Raw genomic sequence first — 24,574 nt, 5'->3', positions numbered from 1 at the left:
GCCCGCCGCCCGCCGCCCGCCGCCCGCCGCCCGCCGTGTCGCCGTGTCGTCCGGCGGCAGCGAGCCCTGAACTGCGAAGACGCACTATTCTGCGGTGGTATACACGGTGCGTATACCGGTGTTGTATAGTGATCTTCACCCCCGGGATTCCGGGGTCAAGGGAGGAACAGGGGAATGTCGGTTTCACATACCTTGCTCGGGTTGCTCGAGTCGGGGCCGAGACACGGGTACGACCTGAAACGGGCGTACGACGAGCAGTTCGGGCAGGACCGCCCGCTCGCGTACGGCCAGGTCTACTCGACGCTGTCGCGCTTGCTGCGCAACGGCATGGTCGAGGTCGCGGGGGTCGAGAGCGGCGACGGGCCGGAACGGAAGCGCTACACGATCACCGACGCCGGGATCACCGACGTCGAGCAGTGGCTGAGCACTCCGGAAAGCCCGGAGCCGTACCTGCAGAACACGCTGTACACGAAGGTGGTCCTGGCGCTGCTGTCCGGGCGCGACGCCACCGACGTGCTCGACGTCCAGCGCAGCGAGCACCTCAAGGTGATGCGCTCGCTCACGAAACGCAAGTACGAGGGCGACCTCGCCGATCAGCTGATCTGCGACCACGCGCTCTTCCACCTCGAGGCGGATCTGCGGTGGCTCGAGCTCACCGCGGCCCGGCTCGGCGAACTCGAGAAAGCGGTGCGCTGATGACCAGGCCGGGAACCGCACTGCTCGCGGGCAGCGGGCTGCACAAATCGTTCGGCCAGACGCGGGCGCTCGACGGGGCGGCGCTGGCCGTCGCGGCGGGGGAAGTGCTCGCGATCATGGGCGCGTCGGGTTCGGGGAAATCGACGCTGCTGCACTGTCTCGCCGGGATCGTCCGGCCGGACGCGGGGAGCATCCACTACGGCGGCCAGGACCTCGTCGCGATGGACGACAAGGGCCGGAGTGCGTTGCGGCGCACCGAATTCGGCTTCGTGTTCCAGTTCGGCCAGCTCGTGCCCGAGTTGACCTGCCTGGAGAACGTCGCGCTTCCGCTGCGGCTGACCGGGGCGAAGCGGGGGCCCGCCGAGGCCAAGGCGAAGGAATGGCTGGCCCGGCTCGAGGTCGACAACCTGGCGAAGCGGCGTCCGGGCGACGTGTCCGGCGGGCAGGCGCAGCGGGTCGCGGTGGCGCGGGCGCTGGTGACCGGGCCGAAGGTCGTGTTCGCCGACGAGCCGACCGGCGCGCTCGACTCGCTCAACGGCGAGAAGGTCATGCAGATGCTCACCCAGGCGGCGCGGGAAACGCACGCCGCGGTGGTGCTGGTGACCCACGAACCGCGGGTCGCGGCTTACTCCGACCGCGAGATCGTGGTCCGGGACGGGCGCACGGTCGACCGGGAGCTGGTCGCATGATGCGGGATCTGCTGCTGGGACTCCGGCTGGCCGTCGGGGGCGGCCGGATGTCCGGCTCGGCGCTCCTGCGGCTCGCGATGACCGCGTTCGGCATCGCGCTCGCGGTCGCCGTGCTCCTGCCCGCCGCCTCGGTGAGCCACCTGGTGAACGCGCGGGCGGACCGGGCGGCGGCGATCAAGCAGGACACGACGCCGCGCGAGGGGATCGCGCCGCTGGCGACCTACCGCTGGTACCCGTCGGTCGGCGAGGACTTCCTCCAGCTGACCGCGGTCGCGGCGACCGGGGAGAACTCGCCGGTGCCGCCGGGGCTTTCCCGGCTGCCCGCGCCGGGCGAGGTGATCGTGTCGCCCGCGCTGGCGGAGAAGCTGAACTCGGTCGAGGGCGCGTCGATCAAGGCGCGGCTGCCGGGGAACGTGGCCGGCCAGATCGGGGAACCGGGCGTCAGCGACGCGGCCGACCTGACGGCGTACTACGGGTCGACCGCCGCGGAGATCAAGGCCGAAGGGGAAAACGCCACCAGCGTCTACTCCTACGGCAAGCCTCCGGAAGGGTTCACCCTGCCGTTGGTGATGTGGATGGTCATCGCGCCGATCGCCGCGGTGCTGCTGCTGCCGTTGCTGATCTTCGTGACCACCGCGTCGCGGATGGGCGCGGCGCAACGCGAACGGCGGCTCGCCGCGCTGCGGCTGATCGGGGTGGACGCCCGGCAGATCAAACGGGTCGCGGCGGCGGAATCGCTGGTCGGCGCGGTGATCGGGCTCGTGGCGGGCGGGGCGCTGTTCTACGCGCTGCGGCCGTTCATCGGGGACTGGCTCCCGTTCGGCCTCCGCGTCTTCCCGGACGACTTCACGCCGTCGTGGGTGTCCTTGCTGGTGATCGTGCTGCTGGTGCCCGGTCTCGCGGTCGGCTCGGCGCTGTTCGGCCTGCGCCGGACGATCGTCGAACCGCTCGGCGTGGTCCGGCAGGGCAAACCGGTGCGACGCCGGATGTGGTGGCGTTGGACGATCACCGGGATCGGCGTGGTGTTCCTGCTCGGGACGCTCGTCGTCTCGCCGGGGTCGGGGGACCAGGCCGCGGCGATGGCGCTCGCGGTGGGCAGCGTGTTCCTGCTCGTCGGCGTCGCGGCGCTGCTGCCGTGGCTGGTGGAGCGGATCGTGGAACGGCTGCAGGGCGGCCCGCCGTCGTGGCAGCTCGCGGTGCGCAGGCTGCAGCTCGACAGCGGCACCGCCAGCCGGGTGGTGTCCGGGCTCGTCGTCGTGCTCGCCGGGACGATCCTGATCCAGGGCGTGCTCACGTCGATGACCAGCCGCAACTCGCGGTCGTACGAGACGCCGGCCGGCGTCGCGGCCGCTCCGGTGCGGGTGGACACGACGAGCGCGCACGAGGCGGAGGTCCGGCAGCGGCTGTCCGGGGCGCCCGGGGTGACCGGCGTGCACAGCGCCCGCTCCCTGCAGCTGCAGGGATCCGGCGAGAACCAGGTCTACGGCACTGTCGGGGACTGCGTCGCGCTGAAAACACAGGCGAACATCGGAGACTGCGCCGACGGGGACGCTTTCTACGTGACCGGTTCGTCGGCCCAGCCCGTGCCCAAGGGGGAGTACCGGCTGACCGGCTACCGCAACGGCAACAAGGTCGAGGGTCCGATGTGGACAGTCCCGGCCAATGTCCGGGTGGTGCCCGCGAGCAACACCGCGAAGGCGTCGGCCAGCGAGCTGCTGGTCACGCCCGGCGCGTTCGGCGACGTCCAGCTGCCGGTCGAGCGGACGGAACTGTTCGTGGCGGGTGCCGGCGGCGTCGACGCCCTGATCGACCAGGTCGCGACCGCGGTGCGCCCGCTGGCGTGGAAGGCCGAAGTCGGCAAGACGGACTTCATGTCCGACTACGCCGGCCGCGACGAGCGGATGGTCGCGAGTTTCCGCGCGGTGCTGCTGACCGCGTCGCTGTTCGTGCTGGCGGTGGCGGCGATGAGCCTGCTGATGCTGTCGATCGAGCAGATCAGCGAACGCCGCCGCCCGCTCGCGGCGCTGTCCGCGGCGGGCGTGCCGATCGGGGTGCTGGCCAGGGGATCCCTGTGGCAGACCGCGGTTCCGGTGGTCGTCGGGGTGGTGCTGGCCGTCGGAGCCGGGCTCGGCCTGACCGCGCCGATCCTGCGGCTGGCGAAAATGCCGATGATGGTGGACGGCGGGGTCCTGGCCGGACTGGCCGGAGCCGCGGTCGCCGCGGTGCTGCTGGTGACGGCGTTGACGCTGCCGCTGCTGCGCCAGGTGACGAGGCTGGACACGCTCCGCTCGGAATAGCCCCCGGGGGTGTGGGGTGGTCCGTGAAGGGCTCCTTGACGGAATCCGATTCCGTCAAGGAGCCCTTCACGGCTATTGCCGCACCAGCCCCAGTTCCGCGCATCCGTCCCGGAGCGGTTCCAGCCCGAACGCGTCCACCGGGCCCACCACACCGGGCGTCGCCGGGCCGTCGGTGCTCAACCGGATCGCCGCCCAGGCCAGCAGATCCCCGGTGAGCGTGTACGCATTCGGTCCTTCAAGCCGCACCTCGACCCGGGAATCGGCGACTGCGACCACCTCCGCGCCGGTTTTCGCGCGTGCGGTCGCGTCCGGTCCGCCGGGCGGGCCCACCATCGGCCCGCTCATCGCCCGCAGCACCGGACCGGCCACCGAGGCCAGTGCGGACACCACCGGCATCGCCCGGCTCAACGCGGGGAACCATCCATTGTAGACAGTCACCTCGTCGAGCGACGGGAAATTCCCCGGCAGGAACAGCACTTCGGTCCCGGAAACCAGGAAGGCCGACTTGGACCGGCCGCGGACCGGGAACGCGCGCACCCGGCTGCCGGTGCGTTCCTCGACCAGCCGACGACCCCGCCAGCGCAGCGAGGGCAGCGTCATCCCGTCCCGCATGGTCGTCCGGGTGCCTTGGCTCAAGCCTCGGTAGAGCGGCCCGGTCGCGAAGTAGCCGATCTCCAGCGAACGCACGTCATCGCCCGCCTCTTGCGCGGCAAGGGCACCCGCGAGGATGCCGGGGACGTAGTCGTAACCGAAGGCCGGGACCATTGCCGCACCGATTTCGACTGCTCGCTCATGGTGTCGGGCACGCACGTCGCGGACGAAACCGACCTCGCCGGTCGAGTCCAGGTAGTGCGCTCCGGCATCGGCGGCGGCTTGTGCGGCCGCGTGTCCGATCCGGTCGAACGGGCCGACGGTCGCGATCAGCACGTCGCCGGGCCCGGCCAGCGAGCGGAGGCTCGCCGGGTCGCTGACGTCCGCGACCGCGATCTCCAAGTCGCCGTGGTCCGCGGCCAGTGCATCCAACGCAGCACGATTCCGTCCGGCTAGAACTGGCCGCACTCCGCGCCGTATCAGTGACTCCAGCACCAGGCCGCCGGTGTAGCCGGTCGCCCCGAACACCACGATCCGCCCGGTCATGCTGTCACCGGGACGTGCCGACGGAGGAAATCGACCTGGTCCGCGACCACCCGCTCGAACGGTTCGCCTTGGTAGACGGCGAAATGCCCGTCCGGATAAGTCTGTACCTCGCCGCGCGGCGCACGGGCGGCGTACCGCAGCGTCGGCCCGGACGGGGCGACGGAATCCTTCTCGCACACCGCGAACAACGTGGGCACCTCGATCCGGCCGACGCCGCGGCCCGGCCGGTACCGCAGGATGTCGAACACCGCCCGCGCCGCGACCTCGTTGCGGAAATCGCTGCCCGGCGGCACCAGCGCAAGATACCCCGGCTCGGCGTCCGGCGCAGTCATCAGCGCGGTGCCTCGTTCCGGGCCGGCGGTGGCGATCAGCCGCGGCGGCCGTCCGAGCCAGTGCCCGGCCACGTCCCGGGCCGCGACGACGGTCGCCTTGACCGAACTGGCCGGATGCATGGCGAGTGCGGACGCGATGCCGTCGGTGAACGGGCATTGCGCGATCGCGGCGACGAGCCCGGCCGGGCGGTTCGCGGCGGTGCTGAGCACGTGACCGCCGCCGAACGAGGTGCCCCAGGCGATGACCCGGTCGCCGTCGACCTGGGGGAGCGTGCGCGCGTAGGCGATCGCTGCAGTCCAGTCGGCAAGTTGTTTTCGCGGGGACAGCAGGTGCCGCGGAGTGCCTTCGCTGTCGCCGAAATGCCGGTAGTCGAACACCAGACACGCGTATCCGGCGGCGGTGAAGCGTTCGGCGTAGGCGGCGAGACCCATTTCGCGGACTGCGCCGAGGCCGTGCGCCATCACGATGATCGGCGGGTTTTCGTTTGCTGGCAGGGAAAGCGTGGCGGCGCACTGGTCGCCGCCGACCGGGAAGGACACGTTCACGCGAGGATCTCCTCTCGAGCGCTGGCGACCGGACGGTCAACGGGGGTGCGGCCGGCCGGACGGCGTGCCCCGCGTCGGCGTTCGAGCCGAAGGTCGCGCATGTAGTCGTCGTAGTCAACCTGGATGGTGTGCCGTTTGGACGCGACGTAACGCCGCGCGATCCGTCGGCGGTGCGTGTCGATTTCGCGCGCCATCTCGGCCGCGCCGGGCAGGCGGTAGCGGCCTTGCAGATGGTCGGCGATCAGCAGTGCCTGCCGTTCCGCGATCGGCATGATCGCGCCGAGCGGCTGCACCAGCCCAACGAAATACAAGCCGGGCACGCCGGGGTGGAAAACCCGCCGGTACAGCCGAATTTCGTTGTCGCCGGAGGGATCGAGGAAGTCCCGGTCGAAGAACGGGAAACTGATCTTGTACCCGGTGCAGAACACCACCAGGTCCGCGGCGACCCGGCGGCCGTCGGCGAACACGACGTCGCCGCCGTCGAATCGTTCGATGTTCGGCGCCGGCGTGATCGCCCCGTGCGCGAGCCGGTCGAGGACGCGGCTGGACATCGTCGGATGCGCCTGCGCGAACTTGTGGTCCGGCTCCGGCAGGCCGTACCGCGTCATCGGCCCGGTCGCGGCGGCCATCAACCGGCGCGCGAGCGGCCAGCGCAGTGCCGAGGGCAGCCATTCCTTCCCGGCGATCTGGTCGTACGGCCTGCCCCACACGTATTTCGGGATCACGTGCACCCCGCGCCGCGCGGACAGGTGCGTTTCCGCGGCGTGGTACGAGGCGTCGACGGCGATGTCCATCGCGGAATTGCCCATGCCGACCACCACGATGCGCCGTCCGGCCAGTTGCGCTTCCTCGGTGTAGGAATGCGAATGCATGATCTCGCCGCGGAACCCTTCGGCGCCGGGGAACATCGGCTCCGGCAGGCGCGGATCCCAATGGTGGCCGTTGGCGACGAGCACGGCGTCGTAGCGCTCGATGTCTCCTGTGGACAGTGTGACCGCGAAGCTGCCGTCCGGCCGAGGCTCGACGTGGGTGACCCCGGTGCCGAACCGGATGCGGTCGCCGAATCCGAAATGCTTCACATACGCCGCGAAGTAGTCGGCGATCTGGTCGTGCCGGGCGAAGTCGGGCAGGTTCCGGGGCATCGGGAAGTCGCTGTACTCCATCCGCTGCCGCGAGGTGTTGATGTGCAGGGACCGGTAGGCGGCGGAGACCCCGTTGCGGTTGCCCCACACCCAGTTGCCGCCGACCCGGTCGGACAGTTCGTAGCAGTCCACGTCGATGCCGCGTTCGGCGAGCACCTTGACCGCGGCGATCCCGGACGAGCCCGCGCCGACGACGCAGACCCGGAAGCTGTTCGCGGACATGCGTTCTCCTCCTTGTGACCGGTGGTCATATGACCAGTGGTCATAGAGTACGATCGCAGCACGGGGAGAGTCAAGAAGAGGAGGTCGGCGGTGCCGACGGGAACGTGGGAGCGGCTGCCGGAGAAGCGGCGGGCGGCGGTGCTGGCGGCGGCCGAGGCGGAGTTCGCGGCGCGCGGGTTCAGCGCCGGCAGCCTCAACACGATCTGCCGCGAGGCCGAGGTGTCGAAGGGCAGCCTGTTCCAGTACTTCACCGACAAGGCCGACATGTACGTCCACCTCGCCGAGTTGGCGAGCGTGCGGATCCGCGCGGCCATGGAGGCCGAGATCGAGAAGCTCCCGTGGGACAAGGATTTCGCCGGCGCGCTCGACCGGCTGCTCGAGGCGTGGGTGCGGTACTTCTACGACCATCCGCTCGAGCGCGCGATGACCGCGGCGGCCAATCTCGAGCCCGATCCGGTCGCTCGCACGCCGGTGCGCGAGGCGGTCAACCGCCACTATCTGGCGGTGCTGCGGCCGCTGGTCGAGCGGGCGGTGGCGGCGGGGCAGCTGCGGGCGGACACCGACGTCGAGATCGTGTTGTCGTTGCTGCTGCTGGTCTTGCCGCATCTGGCGCTGGCTCCGCACGTCGAGGGGCTGGACCCGCTGCTCGGCCTCGTCGAAGGCGATTCCGCGCACGCGGCGGCGACCGCGCGCAGGCTGACCGGGGCGATGCTGAAGCCGTATCTCCGCTGAGCGATACCGGAAATGCGGTGTCCCCGCCGGAAATCCGGAGTGGTATAGACTGGCGCGGCCCACGTGATTACCGATCCGCCGCCCGCGCACCGACAGGGGTCGACCGATGACCAGCAAGCAGAACGCCACGCCGGCCGGGGAAAAGGGCGGCAATCGGCGGCTGGCGGAAAAGGTGTCCGAGCAGATCGAAAAAGACATCATCGACGGCGGCTGGCGCGTCGGATCGGTGCTGGGCTCGGAAACGGAGCTGATCGAGCGGTACGGGGTCAGCCGGGCGGTCTTCCGCGAGGCGGTGCGGCTGGTCGAGCACCAGCAGATGGCGGCGATGCGGCGCGGTCCCGGCGGCGGACTCGTGGTGACGGAACCGGATCCGGGCGTCGTGCGCAACGCGGCGCGGGTGTACCTGCGCCACGCCGAGGTGAGCAGGCAGCAGCTGATGGAGGCGCGGACCGCGCTCGAGGTCGCGGGCATCGCGCTGGCCGCGGAAAACCTCACGGAATCGGGAATCGTGCGGCTGAAAGAAGCGCTCGAATCCGAACGCGAACTCATCGAACAGGGATTCACCCGCGGGCACGCGCGCAATCTGCACCGCGTTATCGCCGAACTCGCCGGAAATCCGGCGATCACATTGTTCGTGGAAGTCCTCGCGCAACTCGACCAGGACATCGTGCAGCGGGAATGGGACGCGGAATCCGCCGGCGGCGAACACCGCGACGCCGCCCGCGAATCGCACGAGGCGCACGAAGCGATCGTGGCGGCCCTCGTCGCCGGGGACGCGCCGCTGGGCCAGCACCGGATGCGCAGGCACCTGCAGGCCATCGCCGCGTTGCTGCGCCCCGAAGCCTGACCTGTCGCTCAGAGTACACTCTTTTTGGCCAGTCGGCGCGGTACCGAACGTCGCTGGACTGATCAATACTACAAGTTCTGGTATCAGGTTCGATAAAAGAGTATACTGTATTGATGCTGACCACGATGGGTTTTGAAACCGGAAGCTGTGTCCTGGTCACCGGCGCGGGCAGCGGGATCGGCCGCGCGGTCGCGCTCGGGGCGGCCGAGCTGGGGGTGGCCGTGGCCGCGTGGGATCTCGACCCGGCGGCGGTGGCCCGTCTTGCCGAGGAATCCGGCGGGGAAGTGCTGCCCGTCGAGGCCGACGCCGCCGACCCGGCCTCGGTGCAGGCCGCGCTCGACCGCACGCTGGCCTGGCGCACGCCGGGCATGCTGGTGAACAACGCCGGTCCGTCGAGCCAGCGGTCGCGGCCGTTCGCGGACGGGGTGGTCGGCGTGCTCGGGCTCGTCGAGCTGGTCACGACGTCGTGGCTGGACCGGGTGCGGGAGCGGGCGGAAGCCGTCGTGAACGTCGCGTCCATCGCGGGCACGGTGATCGGCGGCGGCGTGAGCTGGTATTCCGCGGCGAAAGCGGGCGTGCTCGGCTACACCCGGTACCTCGCCGCCGAAGCGCCGTTCGGCGTGCGGGTGAACGCGATCGCGCCCGGCCTGGTGGAAACGCCGCGGATGAAGGAGTTCTTGCCCTCGGAGACGGGCAGGCGCATGGTGGGCCGCACGCCGCGCGGACGGGCCGTGCAGCCCGCCGAGGTCGCCGCGGCGGTGCTGTTCCTGGCTTCGCCGCTCGCCGCCGGGATCACCGGCGCGGTCGTCCCGGTGGACGCCGGGCTGTCCGTCACCGTCTGACCCCGTTCCCTCCGAACCCGAGGAAGTGCTCATGAGCTCCCGCAGCACCCCGCCCGACGCCGACCTCGTGCGCAGCCTCGGCCTGCCCGCGACCGGCTCCGTGTACGACCTGTCGACCGGCTGGTGGCGGCACATGCCGACCTTCGCGGGCAACCCGCAGCTGGAAGTCGTCACGTACAACTCCCCACAGGGCCAGCGCGCCGAAGGCCGGTTCCCGTTCGACTCGCCCGGCACGAACGACGTCGAATTCGGCTACGTGTCCGAACTGGTCTCCGGCAGCCTCCACACCGGAACACACATCGACGCGCTGTGCCACGTCACGTGCGGCAGCGAGGACGAATGGCACGGCGGCACCTCGGCGAACAGCGCGCTCGGCGACTACGGCGCGCTGCGCGGCGACGCGTCCGAACTCGGGCCAATCATCGGCCGCGGGGTGCTGCTGGACATCCCGAAGGTGCTCGGACTAGACGTCCTGCCACCGCATTTCGCCGTCGGCGAGGACCATCTCCGGCAGACGGCCGAAGCGGGCGGCGTCACGATCACCGGGTCGGACATCGTGCTCGTGCGGACCGGGCAGATGAAGTTCTGGCCGGACACCGCGCGGATCGCCGAGCGCAGCGGCGGCAGCGGCGTCGGCGTGGACGGGGCGGAGTGGCTGGTGTCGAAGGGCGTGCGGTACGTCGGCGCGGACACGATGTCGTTCGAGGTCCGGCCGTCGCCGGTGCCGGGGAATCCGCTGCCGGTGCACGTGCTTTTGCTGCAGCGGCACGGAGTGCACATCATGGAGTGGGTGAACTGCGAGGACCTGGCGGCGGACGGCGTCGTCACGTTCCTCTTCGTCGCGCTGCCGCTGACGCTGCGGGGCGGGACCGGTTCGCCGCTGCGCCCGATCGCTGTCGTGTGAAGGGAACCGGGATGGAATTCGCGAATGACGTGCCGCTCAGCCCGCTGAGTTTCCTGCGGCGCACCGTCGACCTCGACGGCGACGGGATCGGCGTGGTCACCGACGCCGGGGAACGGATGTCGTGGGCGCGGCTCGCGGACCGGGCGGAGCGGCTGGCCGGACGTCTCCGCGAACTGGGGCTCGGCGAAGGCGACCGGGTCGCGGTGCTGGCGCCCAACGGCGTGCCGCTGCTGGAGGCGCATTACGGCGTGCCTGGAGCCGGATGTGCTTTGGTCGCACTGAATACGCGTCTCTCCAAGGACGAATACGCGCAGCTGCTGCGGCTTTCCGGCGCGAAGGTGCTCATCGTCGACCAGTCGCTGGTCGCCCAGGTTCCCGAGCGAACGCCGGAGCTGCGGGAAGTCCTGGTGATCGGGGACGGTTACGAGGATTGGCTGCGGACCGCGGATCCGGTGCCGTTGCGCCTGCCCAGCGACGAACGGCAGCCGCTGGCGATCAACTTCACCTCCGGCACCACGGCTGGTCCGAAAGGCGTGGTCTACACGCATCGCGGCGCGTATCTCAACGCGCTCGGCCAGGTTGTTTCCACTGGCCTGCAAGCAAGTTCGCGCTATCTGTGGACGCTGCCGATGTTCCACTGCAACGGCTGGTGCTTCACCTGGGCGGTTACCGCGGCGGGAGCGCGGCACGTCACGCTGCGGAAGGTGGACGCGGTGCGGGCGTTCGAGCTGATCGAGCAGGAAGGGGTGACGCATCTCAGCGGTGCTCCGGTCGTGCTCGACATGCTGGTGCAGGCGAGCGGCGGCGCGCGGTTTGCCCAGCGGGTGCAGTTCGCGGTCGGGGGAGCGCCGCCGTCGCCTGCCGCGATCGCGGCGCTGGCGGGCATCGGGATCGAGGTGACGCACCTGTACGGGATGACCGAGACGTACGGGCCTTCGCTGATGTGCGTCCCGCGGCCGGAATGGCAGGACCTCGTACCGGCGGAGCGGGCGAAAATGATGGCGCGGCAAGGGGTTCGGACACTCAATGTCGAGTCGGCGCGCGTGGTGACTCCGGAGTTCGAGGACGTTCCCGCGGACGGGAAGACTCTGGGCGAGTTGGTGATCCGCTCGAACACGGTCATGGCGGAGTACCTCGACAATCCGGAGGCGACCGAAGCGGCGTTCGCCGGCGGCTGGCTGCACACCGGCGACGTGGCGGTGCGGCATCCGGACGGGTATGTCGAGGTCCGGGACCGGCTCAAGGACGTGATCATCAGCGGCGGGGAGAACATCGCGTCGATCGAGGTCGAGAATGCGCTGCTGGACCACGAGGCGGTCGCTGAGGCGGCGGTGGTCGCGAAGGCGGATCCGAAATGGGGCGAGGTGCCGGTCGCGTTCGTGCGGTTGCGTGACGGTGCTGAGGTGTCCGATGTGGACTTGATCGGCTGGTTGCGGGAGCGGTTGGCGGGTTTCAAGGTGCCGAGGGATATCCGGTTCGCGGAGTTGCCGAAGACGTCGACCGGGAAGATCCGCAAGGCGGAGTTGCGCAAGCTGGCGGAGTAGCTCAGCGCTGTCCGGGAGCCTTGCGGGTGCGGCATCCGGACGGGGGAGAACGTCGCGTCGATCGTGGTCGAGAACGCGCTGCTGGATCACGAGGCGGTCGCTGAGGCGGCGGTGGTCGCGAAGGCGGATCCGAGGTGGGGTGAGGTGCCGGTCGCGTTCGTGCGGCTGCGCGACGGGGCTGAGGTGTCCGATGTGGACTTGGTCGGCTAGTAGCTCAGCGCTGTCCGAGAGCGTCGGCACGAGCCCGGCGGCGGTCCGGTTTGTTGTTCGCGGTCAGCGGCACCGCGGCGATCAACCGGACCGTCTTCGGGATCTTGTAGCCCGCCAGTTCCGCGCGGCAATACTCCCGCAGCGCGGCCGGTTCCACAGTCCGGCCCGCCACCGCGACGACGCTCGCCTCCACCCGTTCTCCCCAGTGCTCGTCCGGCATCCCGTACACGATCGCGTCGGCGACGTCCGGATGCCGGAGCACGACCTCCTCCACCTCGCGCGGATAGACGTTCTCCCCACCGCTGATGATCATTTCCTTGCGGCGGCCCGCGATCGTCACCCAGCCGTCCTCGCTCCGCGACGCGAGGTCTCCGATGTGGACACCGTCCGCCTGGTATGTCAGGGCTGTCTCGGCATCGAGGCCGTAGTAGCCGTGGGTCTGCCAGGGACACGACACGACCAGATCGCCGACGACCCCCGGGGCGGCCTCGCGACCGTCGGCGTCCAGGATGCGCACGGTCGCGCCCGGCAGCGGCCTGCCGACCCCGGCGAACCGGCCCGCCAGCAGGTCGTCGTGGTCGAATCCCATCACCGACCCGAATTCGGTCGCGCCGAAACCGGCCCGGATGCGGGCGTTCGGGAAGTCGCGCAGCAGGTCCTGCACGAAATCGCCGGTGGACGGCGCGGAGCCGAACCGGATCGCGGTGATGTTCTCGCGCCGCGTCGTCGCGTACTCGGGGCGGGCGCGCAGGGCGGCGAACATCGTCGGCGCGCCCATGAGCCGGCTCGCGCCCTGGTCGATCGCGGCGAGCGCGGCCGCGGGGTCGAACCGCCGGTGGATCCAGACCTCGCCGCCGGCGAACAGCGGCGTCAGCAGGTTCGTGCCGAGCGTGATGTGGAAGAACGGCGAGAAGAACAACTCGACATCCGACGGGACCCGCGGGTTGCCGTGTGCGCAGGTGTTCAGCCACAACCACAGGCTGCGATGGGTGTGCACCGCGCCCTTCGGACTGCCGGTGGTGCCGCCGGTGCCGAAGATGATCGCGAACTCGTCCTCGTCCGGTGTGGTGCGGTCGCTGCCGGGGCGATACAGCGGGGCCAGGCGTTCGGCGATCGGCGCGGGCTGGTTCGCCGCGGGGAGTTCGATGACGCGGTAGCCGGTCTCCCGCGCGAGCGGCGCGTACGTGGGGTCGGCGAGCAACATCGCGGGTTCGAGCGCGCTCAGGTACGCGCGAGCTTCCGGCGCGGTCAGCCGGATGTTCAGCGGCGCGGCCACCATCCCGGCCGCCAGCGCGCCGAGGATCGCGACAGTGTGCGGGACCGACGGTTCCATCGCGGTGACGATCCGGTCGCCCGGCTCGGCCCCGGACTCGAGCAGCGCGGCGGCGGTCGCGTCCATGGCGGCGACCAGTTCGGCGAAGGTCAGCTCGCCGTGCTCGTCGGCCAGCGCTCGCCGGTGCTCGCCGTGCGGTTGTTCGCCGATTGTCCGCAGCCAGTTCGGCAGCGTCAGGTCGTTGCCCACGGTCGTTCCTCCTTCACGGCTCCGCCCGGAAGACCGGGGCGGGCTCCTCGTATCGTGCCTCGTCCAGTGCGCGCAACTCCGCCGCCCACCCCGGGTAGTCGGCCTCCAGCCGCGCGATCTCCTCCGGCGCCGGGGCGAGTCCGGCCGCGGCGAGCAGGGCCTCGACGACGGTCATCGGACCTTCTCCCACGGCGTCCGGAGGTGCCAGCTCGTCTGTTGCTGGTACGCGTATCCGGCGGCGAGCACCGTGGCCTCGGCGAACGGCCGCCCGGCGATCTGCAGGCCGAGCGGCAGCCCGTCGCCGGTGAACCCCATCGGGACGGACAGCGCGGGATTGCCCGCCGCGTTCCAGTAGGACGTGAGCGCGGTGTCGGCCATCCCGGACGTGCTGAGCCGCTCGATCTCGGGCGCGCCGCAGGTGGCGGTCGGCGTCACCACGAGATCGACCTCGGCGAACAGCCGGGCGAGCTGCCGCTGCCCGGCCCGCCGGACGCGCTGCAGCTGCACGTAATCACCGGCGGAAACCAGCGCGCCTCTCGCGAGCGCCATCCGGGTGGAAGCGCCGTAATCCGGCCACCGGCGCTGGAGATTCGTTCGGTGCCAAGCGAAAGCCTCCGCCGCGAGACCGAACTTGGTCACCGTCTTCAGTTCCTGGTAGTACGGCAGCTCGACCGGTCTCGTGCGTGCGCCCGCGTCGCGGAGAACAGCCACTGCCTGCTCGAAAACCCGGTCTTCGGCGTGCGGCACCACCCCGATCCGCAACCCGGACAGGGACTCGGTCAACCCGCTGCGGTAATCCTCAACCGGGTGGTCCACAGAGGACGGATCGCCAGGATCGGGCCCGGCGAGCACGGTCAGCAGGAGCGCGCAGTCCTCGGCGCTGCGGGCGAGCGGACCGATGTGGTCGAAACCGGGCGCGAGCGGGACGCAGCCGTTCTTCGGCACCCGGCCGTACGTCGGTTTGAGCCCGGTGACCCCGCACAACGCGGCGGGGTACCGGATGCTGCCCGCGCTGTCGGTGCCGAGGCTGCCGAGGACCAGACCCGCGGCGACCGCGCTCGCGCTGCCGGAGCTGGAGCCGCCGGTGTAATGCGTGGGACGCCACGGATTGCGCGGCAGCGGGAACGGTTTCGTCCGGTCCGGCGCGCCGATTCCGAACTCCATCGTGGTCGTCTTCCCGGTGAGCACGGCGCCGGCCGCGCGCAGCCGGCCGACCGCCGGACCGTCGCCGCGGAAATCCCAAACGCGATCGAGGACCTGGCTCTGCGCGGTGGTCCCGCCCTCGTCGGTGGCGAGGAGATCCTTGACCGCCAAGGGAATCCCGTGCAGCGGCCCGCGGTCGACACCGGCCGCCAACTCGGCATCCGCCCGTTCCGCAGCGGCCAGCGCGGGTCCATCGAACCGCGAGAGGTAGATGCCCAGCGCGGCGTCGTGCTCGTCGGCGGCGGCGAACGCGGACTCGGCCAACGCCACCGCGGTGGTCCTCCCGGTGCGGAGGGCCACCGCGGCTTCGCTGATGCTCAGGACCATCGAGCGGCCGGTTCGGGGGAGACGGCCTCGGGCGAGCCGGTGAGGTCGCTGCCGCGGGTCTCCGAGATCCGCCAGATCGCCACGATGGTGATCACCGCCCCGACGCCCGCGATGGCGCTCAGCGGCAGGCTCGACCCGCCGAACCCGGCGACCAGGCTGCTCGCGAGCAGCGGCGTGAACCCGGCTCCGAGCAGGCTCGCCAGCTGATATCCCAGCGAAACCCCGGTGTAGCGCACGCCGGTGCCGAACATCTCCGACAGCATCGGCGCGAGCGGCGCGTACATCAGGTTCTGCAGCACCTGCGCGCCCATCAGCCCGAGCGTCAGCAGCAGCACCGAACCGCTGTTGACCAAGGCGTACAAGGGAATCGCGTAGAGAATCGTGCCGACGGCGCCGATCAGGCTCACCACCCGCCGCCCGACGCGGTCCGACCACGCGGAGAACGTCGGGATGCAGATGATGCCGACGCCCGCGACGAACAGGAGCGCGCGAGCCACGTCGGACACGTCGTAGCCGAGGGTTTTGGCGTAGGCGATGCTGTGCGAGCTGACCAGCGCGGTGAGCGCGAACGGCCCGATGCCGGCCGCGCAGGCGAGGATCAGCGCACGCGGGCGGCGCAGCACCTGAAGCACCGGGAGAGCGGGCTTCCGGTCGGCGGACTTGGCCGCCTGCTCGCGGAAGACCGGGCTTTCCGACACCCGCAGCCGCACGTACAGGCCGATGATCAGCAGCAGCGCGCTCATCAGGAACGGCAGCCGCCAGCCCCACGAGAACAGCGCGTCCTTCGGCAGCAGGCTGACCAGCGCGAACACGAGCGTGGCCAGGAACGAGCCCAGCGGCGATCCGAGTTGCATGATGCCCGCCCACAGGCCGCGCCGGCGCGCGCTCGCGTGTTCGACGACCATCAGCGCGGCCCCGCCCCATTCGCCGCCGACCGCGATGCCCTGCACTACGCGGAGGAAGACGAGCAGCAGCGGCGCGGCGATGCCGATCGTGCTGTAGGTCGGCAGCACGCCGATCAGGAAACTGGCCGCGCCCATCAGCGTCATGGTCACCATCAGCATCGACTTGCGGCCGAGCCGGTCGCCGAAGTGGCCGAAGACGAGCCCGCCGAGCGGACGCGCGACGTACCCGGCGGCGAGCGTGCCGAACGCGGCGATGGTGGACGTCGAGGAGTTCAGCGACGGGAAGAACAGCGGCCCGAACACGAGCGCGGCGATCGAGCTGTAGATGAGGAAGTCGTAGTACTCGATCACGGTGCCCAGCAGGCTGGACATCGTCACCTTGCGCAGTTCGGGGGACCCGGCGCTGCCGGGGGCGGGCGGCCGGGGTTCGGGCGAGACCATCGGGACCTCCGGGAATGGGGGCGGTGGGCGACCGAGTTGAGGATACTGATCAGGAGCGGGAGTGCAAGAGGTGCGCGGTCCGGATGCTATTCCGTTACCGGCGCTGTTACCGGCAGTTTTGCGGAGCATTGAGGGTGCGCGGCCAGGCGGATGCTTGCGTAGCGAGGCTAATTGAGTATCCTTTATTCATCGAACGAGAGGAGTCGGCGACGTGCACCGACTGGACGAGTGCCGGCGCGGGCCGGAGGGACGCTGATGGAATTCGCGTGGGATCAGGCCGACGTCGCGTTCCGGCGCGAGCTGGGGGACTTCCTCGACCGCGAGCTGGCCGGATGGGACCGGTCCGAGACCGGCCTCGGCAGCGCGGTCTACAGCGATTTTTCGCGCGGGTTCGTCGGCAAGCTCGCGGACAAGGGCTGGCTCACGCCGCACTGGCCGCGCGAGTACGGCGGCGGCGGGCAGGGCGCGTGGCAGCATTTCGTGCTCGGCGAGGAGATGTGGCGGCGCGGGGAGCCGCGCGGGCCGCAGTACATGAACGTCAACTGGGTCGGGCCGGCGATCATCAAGTACGGCACCGAGGACCAGCGGCGCAAGCTGCTGCCGCCGATCGCGCGCGGAGAGGTGTTCTGGTGCCAGGGCTTCTCCGAACCCGAGGCGGGGACGGACCTGGCCGCGCTGCGGACGAAGGCGGTCCGCGACGGCGACAGCTACGTCCTCAACGGACAGAAGATCTGGACGTCCTACGCCAACGTCGCCGACTACTGCTTCCTGCTCGCGCGCACCGGCTCGGCCGCCGACGGCCGCGACGGCATCTCGGTCTTCCTGCTGCCGCTGAACACCCCGGGGGCGCAGGTCCGGCGCATCCCGGGGTTCGTGGGCGATCATTCCTTCAACGAGCTCTTCCTGACCGACGCCCGGATTCCGGCGGACTGCCTGCTGGGGGAGGAGAACAAGGGATGGGAGATCGTCCGGCGCACGCTCGCCTACGAACGCGTCGGCGCGCCCCGGTACGCGCGGGCGGCCCTGGTGCTGGACCGGCTGGCCGCCGAGGTCGGCGCGTCCGGGAAACTCGCCGACCCAGGGATCCAGGAGCAGTTCGGCCGCGCGCGGGCAGCGTGCGAGGCGGCGCGCGTGCTGGTGTACCGGGTGATCGACGAGCGGGCGAAGGCGAAGGAACCCTCGCCGATGGCGTACCAGGCCCGGGCCGCGATGGTGCAGGCCGAACGCGCGGTGGGCGACCTCGCGCTGGACGTGCTGGGCAGCGAAGCGCTCGTCGAGGGAGCATTGGGCGACGCGCAGTTCCGCAACTCGCTCGGCGCGGGCATCGCGGCGGGCAGCTACGAGGTGCAGCTCAACCTGATCAGCCGTCTCATCCTCGAACTGCCGAAGGACTAGCCGTGGATTTCGAACCGACCTCGACCCAGCGCGCGGTGCTCGACGCGCTGGGCACCCTGCTGGCCCGGCACGCCGGACCGGAACGCAGCCGGGAGCTGGCCGCTCGCGGCGCGTACGACGGGAACCTCGAAGAAGCGTTGCGGCGCGACGGTTTCCTCGACCTGTTCGCCGCGGAGGACGCCGGTCCGCTCGACGCGGCCTTGGCGGTGGAGGCGATCGCCGCCGAACTCGGCGCGGTCAGCGCGGTGCCGCACCTGCTGGTGCTGCCCGCGCTCGGGCTCGACCGGCCAGCCGGACCGGTAGTGTTCGCGACAGGCGATCCGGGCCCGGTGCGCTACGGCGGCGAAGCGACGCGGATGCTTCGCGTCGACGGCGACCGCTGTTTCGCCGCTGACCTTGATCCCGGTGCGGCTGAACGGGTTCCGTCGGCTTATGGGTATCCGCTCGCTCGCGTAGTCGTTGCGGGCCAGGAGGAATTGGCGCCCGGAAGCGCCGCGACGATGGTGAACTGGTGGCGGGTCGGCGCGTCCGCAGAGGCGGTGGGCATGATGCGGCGGGCCGTCGACATCGCGGTCGGCTACGCCAAGGACCGCAAGGTGTTCCGCCGCTCGCTGGGCTCGTTCCAGGCGCTGCAGCACCGGCTGGCCGAGGTGAACGTGGCCGTGGAGGGCGCGCGCTGGCTCGTCTACGAGGCCGCGTTCGCCGGTGCGCCCGCCGAAGCCGCCGCGGTCGCCGCGACGCACACGATGTCCGCGCTCGGCCGCGTGACCAGGGAAACCCACCAGATCATGGGCGCGATCGGGCTGACCGAGGAACACGACCTGCACCTGTGGACGCTGCGGCTGCAAGCCGTGCGCGCGGAACTGGGCAGCTGGCGGACGCCGAGCCGGGCCGTCGCCGAGGCGCGCTGGGCGGCGGTATGAGCGTCGCGTTGATGCCCACCGAGGAGCAGCGGGCGCTGGCCGAGGTGGTCCGGAGTTTCTGCCGGACGCACTGTCCGGACGAGGTGTGGCGCTCCGGTGCGTTCCCGGCGGAGTTCTGGCGGGGGCTGGCCTCGCTCGGGGTGCTCTCGCTGGCGGTGCCGGGCGAAGGCGGGGGAGCGGGGGACATCGCGGCTGCCTGCACGGAGCTGGGCCGGGCTGCCGCGCCCGGGCCGTTGGCCGCGACGGTGTTCGCGGCTCAGGTGCTTCCGCCTGCGCTGGCTGCCCAGGTTGCGGACGGGAGTTGCGTGGCCTCGGTCGGCGCGCCGCCCTTGCTGCCGTGGGCTCCGGTGGCGGACGTTTTCGTGGAAACGGACGGCTCTCGCGCGTGGCTGGCTGAGGCTGATTCCGTTGAGCCGGTGGAGGTGCTGGGCGGAGAGCAGTGGGGCCGGGTCGCGTTGACCCGGGTTGAGCCGGTGGAACGCGTCGAGGCGGCGACGGCCCTTTCGGACATCGCTTCGGCCGCATATCTGAGCGGTGCCGGACGGCGGTTGCTCGACCTCGCTGTCGAGCACGCCCGGAACCGAGTCCAATTCGGACGTCCAATCGGGACATTCCAGGCGGTCGCGCATCCGCTCGTGAATGCGGGGCTTTCGCTTACCTCAGCGGAAAAACTCACCACTATGGCCGCGCTCGCGCTCGACGACGGGCATCCCGACGGGACCGTGCTGGCTGCCGCCGCTCGGTCTTCGGGCGGACGGGCGGCGGTCGAGGCGGCGGAAGTCGCGCACCAGACGTTCGGCGCGATCGGGTACTCCGTGGAAGGACCGATTGGGCCGCTTTCGCAGCGGATCAGGCACCAGGCCGCGCGGCCGGGGTGCGCGGACAACGTAGCGGCGATGTATCGCCGGAAAGGCCAGGAACGATGAGCGACGCGCCCGAGGTCCTGTTCGAAAAGCGTGACCACGTCGCCTGTCTCACGCTCAACCGCCCGCACCGGGGCAACTCGCTGACCGGGACGATGATGCCGGTGATCCGCGAGATGTGGGCCGAGGTCCGCGACGACCCGTGGATCCGCGCGGCGATCGTGATCGGGGCGGGCGAACGGCATTTCTGCACCGGGGCCGACGTGCACGCGGTCGCCGGGCGCGGCGGGATGAGCACCGGGAACGGGCCGCTGAGCGACGAGGTGTTCTGGTCGCCGCGGCAGAACCGGGTGTGGAAACCGGTGATCAGCGCGGTCAACGGGCTGGTCGCCGGAGCCGGGCTGCACTTCGTGGTCGACGCGGACATCGTGCTCGCCGCGGATCACGCGGCGTTCATGGACACGCACGTGAACGTCGGCCTCGTCGGCGCGATGGAGAACATCGGGCTGGCGAAACGGCTTCCGCTCGGGTCGGCGCTGCGGATGACGCTGATGGGCAAGGACTACCGGATGCCCGCCCAGCGCGCGTACCAGCTCGGGCTCGTCGACGAACTGTCCACTTCGGACGATCTGATGGCCGATGCCGAGAAGATGGCGCAGCAGATCGCGCGGCATTCGCCGGCGGCGGTGCAATTGTCGAAGCAGGCGGTCTGGAACTCGCTGGAGATGGGGTACGGGCAGGCGTGCGAGTACGGCTGGTCGCTGCTGCGCATGCACTGGGCGCACCCCGACGCGAAGGAGGGCCCGCGCGCGTTCGCCGAGGGCCGCGAGCCGCGATGGACGACCGGCGCCGACGGGGAGCAGTGAGATGGATTTCGGCTTCACCCCGGAGGAAGAGGCGTTCCGCGCGGAGGTCCTCGAATTCCTGTGGGAATACCGCGACACCAACGGCTACTTCCACCGCGGCAAGGACACCGCCGACGGGGTCCGCCGGGTTTACCGCGCGCTGGGCGACCGGGGCTGGCTGTCGCTGTCCTGGCCGACCGAGTTCGGCGGCGGCGGCCGTTCGCCTGCCTATGAGTTCATCCTCTGGGACGAGATGGCCTACGCGCGGGTGGCGCGCCCGCCGATGGGGCCGGGTTTGGTGGCCAAAGCCTTGATGACGCACGGCACCGACGCGCAACGCGAACGCTACCTCGCCGACCTGCGACGCGGCCGTCTCAACTTCTGCCTCGGCTACTCGGAACCCGACGCTGGCTCTGACCTCGCCGCGGTGCGCACCAAAGCCCGCCGCTCGGGTGACCATTACGTGGTTGACGGCGCGAAATGCTGGACGTCGAACGCCCACTGGTCGGACTGCATCTGGCTGCTGTGCCGGACCGGTGCGGCGGACAGCCGGTCGCGGGGGCTGAGCGTGCTGATCGTGCCGCTGGACAGCCCCGGGATCACCGTGTCGCCGATCCCGACCCTCGACGGCGGACGCCTGAACGAGGTCCGCTTCGACGGTGTCCGGGTCCCGGCCTGCGATCGGGTCGGTGCGGAGAACGAAGGCTGGCAGGTCGTGGCTTCGGCGCTCGCGGTGGAGCGGCATGTGCAGTTTCCGCCCAAGCGCTTGCGCCGGGATCTGCACGACCTGATGGCCGCAATGGACTCAGCCGGTGTCTCCGACGACCCGGTAGTGCGGCGCCGGGTAGGCGAGTTGTCGGTCCGCTTGGCCGAGGTCGACGCGCTCGCGCTGGCCCTGCTGGGCGAGGTGATCCGAGGCGAACCAGCCGCGGTCCCGGCGGCGTACCACAAACTGGCGGGCACGGTGCTGGCCCAGGAGATCGCCCGCGCGGGAATCGAACTGGGCGGAGTGGAAGCGGCGGTCGCGGGGACGGATACGGAGTTCCTGTGGCGGCAGTCGGTTTTGGAGACCATCGGAGGCGGGACGACCGAGGTGATGCGGGGGTTGATCGGGAGGCAGGAGTTCGGGTTGCCCGCGTGAGAGAGACGGCGGCCCGGCGCGGGCTGGGCGCGGGGTTGCGAGCCGTGAGGGCCACCCCGAGGGAATCTGATTCCCTCAGGGTTCCCCTCACGGACCTCAAGACATGGCCAGACAGGATGAATCGGGCGTTTCGGTGACGGTGGAGTCTCTTGTGGACGGTCAGCGAGACCGAGGCACGCGGCTTAAGTTCCTGGCATGGCGATGCATGGTTGAGCGGACGTGGGCCGGGCTGGGTTCATGCGTGGGTCGGGGCGAGGTTTGTGCGCGGAGCGGGCGATTACGGGCGGGCCGGGGTTATGCACGAGTCAGCTGGCTGCCGGCGGCCGAGGCCTGTCTTTGGGCCCGTCGACCGCAGCCCGGGGGGCGAGGATTATGCATGAACCAAACACCCCCGAGAACACCACGTCGCCTCAGCGGCGAAGCACGGCTCAGCCAGGAACCCGCACCCCGCGCAGGTAAGCCGTCACCCGGATCCGCAAGCCCCGCAGATCCCGCAGTGCCAGCGGCAGGTGGTAAGCCGGTCGGTACCCCGCCGAAACCCCCGGCTCTCCGCAAGGTCCGGCGAAGTACACGAAACCGTCGTCGTGGTCGCGGCGGGCGGGGGACCACGGCTGGTCCTGCCAGGCGCGCGCTGCGGCGTGGCTGGCGGTCCAGTAGTTCGGGGCCTTCATCGTCTCGGCGATCGCGGCGGCGAAACCGGCGGTGTCGGCGTCGCTGACTCCCAGTCCGCGGCCCGGCCACAGGCGCGGCAGCACCCGGTCGGCGGTGTGGTCTTCGAGCCACGGCGCGCAGGCGAAGATCGCGTGGGCGCCGTCGACCGAGACTGACCAGCGTTGCATGGCCGCCGTGGGCGGGATTTCGTACATGCGACCACCTGCCGGTAAGAGACGCTTTGGCGCAGCATAAATGACCGTCATCCCGGCGCGCCGAGCACGGCGGAGATCCGGTCGGCGACGCTGCGGGCGAACCGGCCGGCCGCGGGCAGGCGTCCGCCGAGGCGCGATTTCGGGGCGGACACGTTGACTGCCGCGACGATGTCGCCCCGGAAGCCGTACACCGGGGCGGACACGCCGACCAACCCCGGTTCGAACTCCTCGTCCACCGTTTCGTAGCCGCGTTCCCGGATCCCCGCGAGCTTCCCGGCCAGTTGGTCGAGCGTGAGCGGCGGCGGTTCCTCGGCGGTGCCGGGAAGGTCGGGGAGCGGGTGCGTGGCGGCGGCGCCGAAGGTCCGCCACCAGTGTCCGAGGGTTTCCTCGTCCCATTCGCTCAATAACACCCGTCCGGGTGAGGTCGTGAACGGGTCGACGCCGACGCCTTCCCAGCCGAGTCCGCGAAAAGCGTGGGACGCGAGTTCGCTCCGGAGGGTGAACACCTGCCCGGCGCGCAGGACGCACAGATGCGTCGTTTCGTTGAGCCGCGCCACGATCGTGCGCAGAAACGGCGCGGCGAGGTGCGCGAGATGCGTTTCGGTGGCGTGCGTGGCCAAGGCGAACAGCCGCCAGCCCGGCCGGTACGCGCGGGTGTGCTCGTCGCGCGACACGAGGCCGGCGTCGGCGAGCGTCGCGAGGGCGCGCGAGACCTGGGCTTTGTCCCGCCCGGACAGTTCGGCTACGCGGGACACGCCGAGCCCGTCGCGCGCTTCCGGCAGTGCGAGGACTTCGAGCAGGTCGACGTCGCGGACCAGGCCCGAACCGTAGGTGCGCTGGTTCGCCATGTTGAGGACTGTGCAACAACGATTGGGCGACCGTCAATCCGCGGTTACCGTCCGATGCGTGAAGATCGCCGACATCCAGCTGCTGCCCGGGACGCTGCCGCTCGATCCGCCGTTCGACGCGGCGTGGGATCCGGTGCCGCGCACGCGCTTCGACGCGACGGTGGTCAAGGTCGTGACCGACGAGGGCGTGGTCGGCTACGGCTCCGGCGACACGATGGCGGGCTTCGAGCCGTACGCGGAGCTGTTCCTCGGTCAGAATCCGATGGCGATCAGCCGCCACGTGCGTGCGCTGGAGACGATCGCGTTCCACGCCGGGCGCTACTGGCCGCTGGAGATCGCGCTGTGGGACGTCATCGGGAAGGTCCTCGGCGTTCCGGTCGCGACGCTGTTCGGCGGCGCGGCGGACGCGATCCCGGCGTACGCGTCGACCGGGCGGATCCTGCCTGCCGACGAGCGGGCCGAGATGATGACCGGGGTGCGCGACAGCGGGTTCCCGGCGGCGAAGATCCGGCTGGCCGCGGACGATTTCGCGGGCGGGATCCGCACCATGCGGGCGGTCCGGGAGGCGGTCGGACCGGAGATGACGCTGATGGCCGACCTGAACCAGGCGTGGCGGATGCCCGGCGACGTGCGGCCTTCGCCCGACCCGGCGGCGGTCCGGCGCTTCGCCGCGGCGCTGCGCGAAGTGGACGTCTTCTGGCTCGAGGAACCGCTGCCGCTGGACGACCGGCCCGGCCTGCGCGCGGTGCGGGACGCCGGGGTCCGCGTCGCCGGGGGAGAAATGGTCCGGACCTTCAACGAGCTGCTGGACCTGGTCGAAGCCGACACCCTCGACGTCTACCAGCCGGACGTCGCGCTCGCCGCCGGAATGCTGCGCGCCCGCACGCTCGCCGAGGTGGTGCTGGCGCGCAACCGGCTCTTCACGCCGCACACCTGGTCCAACGGCCTCGGCCTGGTCGCGAACCTGCACGTGACCGCGGGCGTCGGCGGGGGACCGTACCTCGAATTCCCTTACGACCCGCCGGTGTGGACGCCGGAACGCCGCGACTTCCTGCTTTCCGCCCCGCTGGACATCGACGCGGACGGACTGCTGCACGTGCCGTCCGCGCCCGGGCTGGGCGTCGCGATCGACGAAAACCGGTTCGGGAGGTAGGC

General features: G+C 70.7%; 24 protein-coding genes. 15 read left to right on the top strand and 9 right to left on the bottom strand.

Translation table 11 applies throughout. The annotated features are described in order from the left end of the window. Positions 1 to 174 precede the first annotated feature (174 nt). Genes WA670_RS30620 through WA670_RS30610 form a run of 3 tightly spaced genes read left to right on the top strand, consistent with a single transcriptional unit; the run spans position 175 to position 3,682 of the window. On the top strand, positions 175 to 696 hold the full coding sequence (locus tag WA670_RS30620) for a PadR family transcriptional regulator (RefSeq protein WP_037813352.1): 522 nt from the start codon (positions 175 to 177) through the stop codon (positions 694 to 696). Continuing rightward, positions 696 to 1,385 (top strand): ABC transporter ATP-binding protein, encoded by a 690-nt coding sequence (locus WA670_RS30615; protein ID WP_336159619.1) that lies wholly within the window; start codon positions 696 to 698, stop codon positions 1,383 to 1,385. Before WA670_RS30620 ends, WA670_RS30615 begins: the two co-directional genes overlap by 1 nt. Beyond that, positions 1,382 to 3,682, top strand: coding sequence for an FtsX-like permease family protein (locus WA670_RS30610; RefSeq protein ID WP_336159618.1), 2,301 nt, complete (start codon positions 1,382 to 1,384; stop codon positions 3,680 to 3,682). Before WA670_RS30615 ends, WA670_RS30610 begins: the two co-directional genes overlap by 4 nt. Positions 3,683 to 3,754: 72 nt before the next feature. Here the strand turns inward: WA670_RS30610 and WA670_RS30605 are convergent, their stop codons facing one another. The 3 genes from WA670_RS30605 to WA670_RS30595 are packed head-to-tail and all read right to left on the bottom strand — an operon-like array spanning position 3,755 to position 7,061. Beyond that, positions 3,755 to 4,819 (bottom strand): saccharopine dehydrogenase family protein, encoded by a 1,065-nt coding sequence (locus WA670_RS30605; protein ID WP_336159617.1) that lies wholly within the window; start codon positions 4,817 to 4,819, stop codon positions 3,755 to 3,757. Continuing rightward, entirely contained in the window at positions 4,816 to 5,697 is an 882-nt protein-coding gene (locus tag WA670_RS30600; protein WP_336159616.1) for an alpha/beta hydrolase, read from the bottom strand. The genes WA670_RS30605 and WA670_RS30600 overlap by 4 nt, the downstream gene beginning before the upstream one ends. After that, positions 5,694 to 7,061 (bottom strand): flavin-containing monooxygenase, encoded by a 1,368-nt coding sequence (locus WA670_RS30595; RefSeq protein ID WP_336159615.1) that lies wholly within the window; start codon positions 7,059 to 7,061, stop codon positions 5,694 to 5,696. Before WA670_RS30595 ends, WA670_RS30600 begins: the two co-directional genes overlap by 4 nt. A 90-nt stretch (positions 7,062 to 7,151) precedes the next feature. Here WA670_RS30595 and WA670_RS30590 point away from each other — a divergent pair, with 90 nt between their 5' ends. The 6 genes from WA670_RS30590 to WA670_RS30565 all read left to right on the top strand — a co-directional run bounded on the left by WA670_RS30590 (position 7,152) and on the right by WA670_RS30565 (position 12,140). Next, a complete protein-coding gene (locus tag WA670_RS30590) occupies positions 7,152 to 7,793 on the top strand; it encodes a TetR/AcrR family transcriptional regulator (protein WP_336159614.1) in 642 nt (213 codons plus the stop codon). 106 nt (positions 7,794 to 7,899) lie between these two features. Next, positions 7,900 to 8,640 carry a FadR/GntR family transcriptional regulator gene (locus WA670_RS30585; RefSeq protein ID WP_134662410.1) on the top strand — a complete coding sequence of 247 codons (741 nt, stop codon included), beginning with the start codon at positions 7,900 to 7,902 and terminating at the stop codon, positions 8,638 to 8,640. A 113-nt stretch (positions 8,641 to 8,753) separates the two neighbouring features. Beyond that, positions 8,754 to 9,482 (top strand): SDR family NAD(P)-dependent oxidoreductase, encoded by a 729-nt coding sequence (locus WA670_RS30580; RefSeq protein ID WP_336159613.1) that lies wholly within the window; start codon positions 8,754 to 8,756, stop codon positions 9,480 to 9,482. 31 nt (positions 9,483 to 9,513) lie between these two features. Then, a complete protein-coding gene (locus WA670_RS30575; RefSeq protein ID WP_336159612.1) occupies positions 9,514 to 10,386 on the top strand; it encodes a cyclase family protein in 873 nt (290 codons plus the stop codon). A gap of 11 nt (positions 10,387 to 10,397) precedes the next feature. Beyond that, positions 10,398 to 11,930 (top strand): AMP-binding protein, encoded by a 1,533-nt coding sequence (locus tag WA670_RS30570; RefSeq protein WP_336159611.1) that lies wholly within the window; start codon positions 10,398 to 10,400, stop codon positions 11,928 to 11,930. A gap of 63 nt (positions 11,931 to 11,993) precedes the next feature. Then, positions 11,994 to 12,140: an AMP-binding enzyme gene (locus WA670_RS30565; RefSeq protein ID WP_336159610.1), complete on the top strand. Its 147-nt coding sequence runs from the start codon at positions 11,994 to 11,996 to the stop codon at positions 12,138 to 12,140. Positions 12,141 to 12,144: 4 nt separating this feature from the next. Here WA670_RS30565 and WA670_RS30560 read toward each other — a convergent pair whose 3' ends face one another. From WA670_RS30560 to WA670_RS30545, 4 genes are read right to left on the bottom strand one after another with little or no spacing between them, the layout of a single operon-like run. Beyond that, positions 12,145 to 13,662, bottom strand: coding sequence for a class I adenylate-forming enzyme family protein (locus tag WA670_RS30560; RefSeq protein WP_336159609.1), 1,518 nt, complete (start codon positions 13,660 to 13,662; stop codon positions 12,145 to 12,147). 13 nt (positions 13,663 to 13,675) lie between these two features. Next, positions 13,676 to 13,837: a hypothetical protein gene (locus tag WA670_RS30555; RefSeq protein WP_238607023.1), complete on the bottom strand. Its 162-nt coding sequence runs from the start codon at positions 13,835 to 13,837 to the stop codon at positions 13,676 to 13,678. Beyond that, positions 13,834 to 15,192 (bottom strand): amidase, encoded by a 1,359-nt coding sequence (locus tag WA670_RS30550; RefSeq protein ID WP_336159608.1) that lies wholly within the window; start codon positions 15,190 to 15,192, stop codon positions 13,834 to 13,836. Before WA670_RS30550 ends, WA670_RS30555 begins: the two co-directional genes overlap by 4 nt. Then, positions 15,183 to 16,538, bottom strand: coding sequence for an MFS transporter (locus WA670_RS30545; RefSeq protein WP_336159607.1), 1,356 nt, complete (start codon positions 16,536 to 16,538; stop codon positions 15,183 to 15,185). The genes WA670_RS30550 and WA670_RS30545 overlap by 10 nt, the downstream gene beginning before the upstream one ends. 255 nt (positions 16,539 to 16,793) lie before the next feature. Between WA670_RS30545 and WA670_RS30540 the strand changes: the two genes are divergently transcribed. From WA670_RS30540 to WA670_RS30520, 5 genes are read left to right on the top strand one after another with little or no spacing between them, the layout of a single operon-like run. Continuing rightward, positions 16,794 to 17,933, top strand: a complete 1,140-nt coding sequence (locus WA670_RS30540) for an acyl-CoA dehydrogenase family protein (protein WP_336159606.1) — start codon at positions 16,794 to 16,796, stop codon at positions 17,931 to 17,933. Positions 17,934 to 17,935: 2 nt separating this feature from the next. Next, positions 17,936 to 18,856 (top strand): acyl-CoA dehydrogenase family protein, encoded by a 921-nt coding sequence (locus tag WA670_RS30535; RefSeq protein WP_336159605.1) that lies wholly within the window; start codon positions 17,936 to 17,938, stop codon positions 18,854 to 18,856. An 11-nt stretch (positions 18,857 to 18,867) separates the two neighbouring features. After that, positions 18,868 to 19,782, top strand: a complete 915-nt coding sequence (locus WA670_RS30530; protein ID WP_336159604.1) for an acyl-CoA dehydrogenase family protein — start codon at positions 18,868 to 18,870, stop codon at positions 19,780 to 19,782. Beyond that, positions 19,779 to 20,585 (top strand): enoyl-CoA hydratase/isomerase family protein, encoded by an 807-nt coding sequence (locus WA670_RS30525; RefSeq protein WP_134662400.1) that lies wholly within the window; start codon positions 19,779 to 19,781, stop codon positions 20,583 to 20,585. Before WA670_RS30530 ends, WA670_RS30525 begins: the two co-directional genes overlap by 4 nt. Before the next feature lies 1 nt (position 20,586). Further along, positions 20,587 to 21,705: an acyl-CoA dehydrogenase family protein gene (locus WA670_RS30520; protein ID WP_336159603.1), complete on the top strand. Its 1,119-nt coding sequence runs from the start codon at positions 20,587 to 20,589 to the stop codon at positions 21,703 to 21,705. 428 nt (positions 21,706 to 22,133) lie between these two features. Here WA670_RS30520 and WA670_RS30515 read toward each other — a convergent pair whose 3' ends face one another. Continuing rightward, a complete protein-coding gene (locus tag WA670_RS30515) occupies positions 22,134 to 22,571 on the bottom strand; it encodes a hypothetical protein (protein ID WP_037813319.1) in 438 nt (145 codons plus the stop codon). A gap of 47 nt (positions 22,572 to 22,618) precedes the next feature. Then, positions 22,619 to 23,419 carry an IclR family transcriptional regulator gene (locus WA670_RS30510; RefSeq protein WP_037813317.1) on the bottom strand — a complete coding sequence of 267 codons (801 nt, stop codon included), beginning with the start codon at positions 23,417 to 23,419 and terminating at the stop codon, positions 22,619 to 22,621. Positions 23,420 to 23,477: 58 nt separating this feature from the next. On the opposite strand from WA670_RS30510, the gene WA670_RS30505 reads away from it, so the two are divergent. After that, positions 23,478 to 24,572, top strand: a complete 1,095-nt coding sequence (locus WA670_RS30505) for a mandelate racemase/muconate lactonizing enzyme family protein (protein ID WP_037813315.1) — start codon at positions 23,478 to 23,480, stop codon at positions 24,570 to 24,572. Positions 24,573 to 24,574: the final 2 nt, after the last annotated feature.

It is taken from the genome of Amycolatopsis sp. VC5-11 (genome assembly GCF_037034185.1).
GTDB lineage: Bacteria > Actinomycetota > Actinomycetes > Mycobacteriales > Pseudonocardiaceae > Amycolatopsis > Amycolatopsis nivea.
Note: the sequence above shows the minus strand (reverse complement) of the source record. Positions and strands in the feature narration are given on the sequence as shown.

Bases quoted from the DNA above. Each gene is read 5' to 3' on its own strand.
- WA670_RS30620 (WP_037813352.1), top strand. From the start codon at position 175: ATGTCGGTTTCACATACCTTGCTCGGGTTGCTCGAGTCGGGGCCGAGA.
- WA670_RS30615 (WP_336159619.1), top strand. From the start codon at position 696: ATGACCAGGCCGGGAACCGCACTGCTCGCGGGCAGCGGGCTGCACAAA.
- WA670_RS30610 (WP_336159618.1), top strand. From the start codon at position 1,382: ATGATGCGGGATCTGCTGCTGGGACTCCGGCTGGCCGTCGGGGGCGGC.
- WA670_RS30605 (WP_336159617.1), bottom strand. From the start codon at position 4,819: ATGACCGGGCGGATCGTGGTGTTCGGGGCGACCGGCTACACCGGCGGC.
- WA670_RS30595 (WP_336159615.1), bottom strand. From the start codon at position 7,061: ATGTCCGCGAACAGCTTCCGGGTCTGCGTCGTCGGCGCGGGCTCGTCC.
- WA670_RS30585 (WP_134662410.1), top strand. From the start codon at position 7,900: ATGACCAGCAAGCAGAACGCCACGCCGGCCGGGGAAAAGGGCGGCAAT.
- WA670_RS30580 (WP_336159613.1), top strand. From the start codon at position 8,754: ATGCTGACCACGATGGGTTTTGAAACCGGAAGCTGTGTCCTGGTCACC.
- WA670_RS30575 (WP_336159612.1), top strand. From the start codon at position 9,514: ATGAGCTCCCGCAGCACCCCGCCCGACGCCGACCTCGTGCGCAGCCTC.
- WA670_RS30570 (WP_336159611.1), top strand. From the start codon at position 10,398: ATGGAATTCGCGAATGACGTGCCGCTCAGCCCGCTGAGTTTCCTGCGG.
- WA670_RS30555 (WP_238607023.1), bottom strand. From the start codon at position 13,837: ATGACCGTCGTCGAGGCCCTGCTCGCCGCGGCCGGACTCGCCCCGGCG.
- WA670_RS30550 (WP_336159608.1), bottom strand. From the start codon at position 15,192: ATGGTCCTGAGCATCAGCGAAGCCGCGGTGGCCCTCCGCACCGGGAGG.
- WA670_RS30545 (WP_336159607.1), bottom strand. From the start codon at position 16,538: ATGGTCTCGCCCGAACCCCGGCCGCCCGCCCCCGGCAGCGCCGGGTCC.
- WA670_RS30540 (WP_336159606.1), top strand. From the start codon at position 16,794: ATGGAATTCGCGTGGGATCAGGCCGACGTCGCGTTCCGGCGCGAGCTG.
- WA670_RS30530 (WP_336159604.1), top strand. From the start codon at position 18,868: ATGCCCACCGAGGAGCAGCGGGCGCTGGCCGAGGTGGTCCGGAGTTTC.
- WA670_RS30525 (WP_134662400.1), top strand. From the start codon at position 19,779: ATGAGCGACGCGCCCGAGGTCCTGTTCGAAAAGCGTGACCACGTCGCC.
- WA670_RS30520 (WP_336159603.1), top strand. From the start codon at position 20,587: ATGGATTTCGGCTTCACCCCGGAGGAAGAGGCGTTCCGCGCGGAGGTC.
- WA670_RS30515 (WP_037813319.1), bottom strand. From the start codon at position 22,571: ATGTACGAAATCCCGCCCACGGCGGCCATGCAACGCTGGTCAGTCTCG.
- WA670_RS30510 (WP_037813317.1), bottom strand. From the start codon at position 23,419: ATGGCGAACCAGCGCACCTACGGTTCGGGCCTGGTCCGCGACGTCGAC.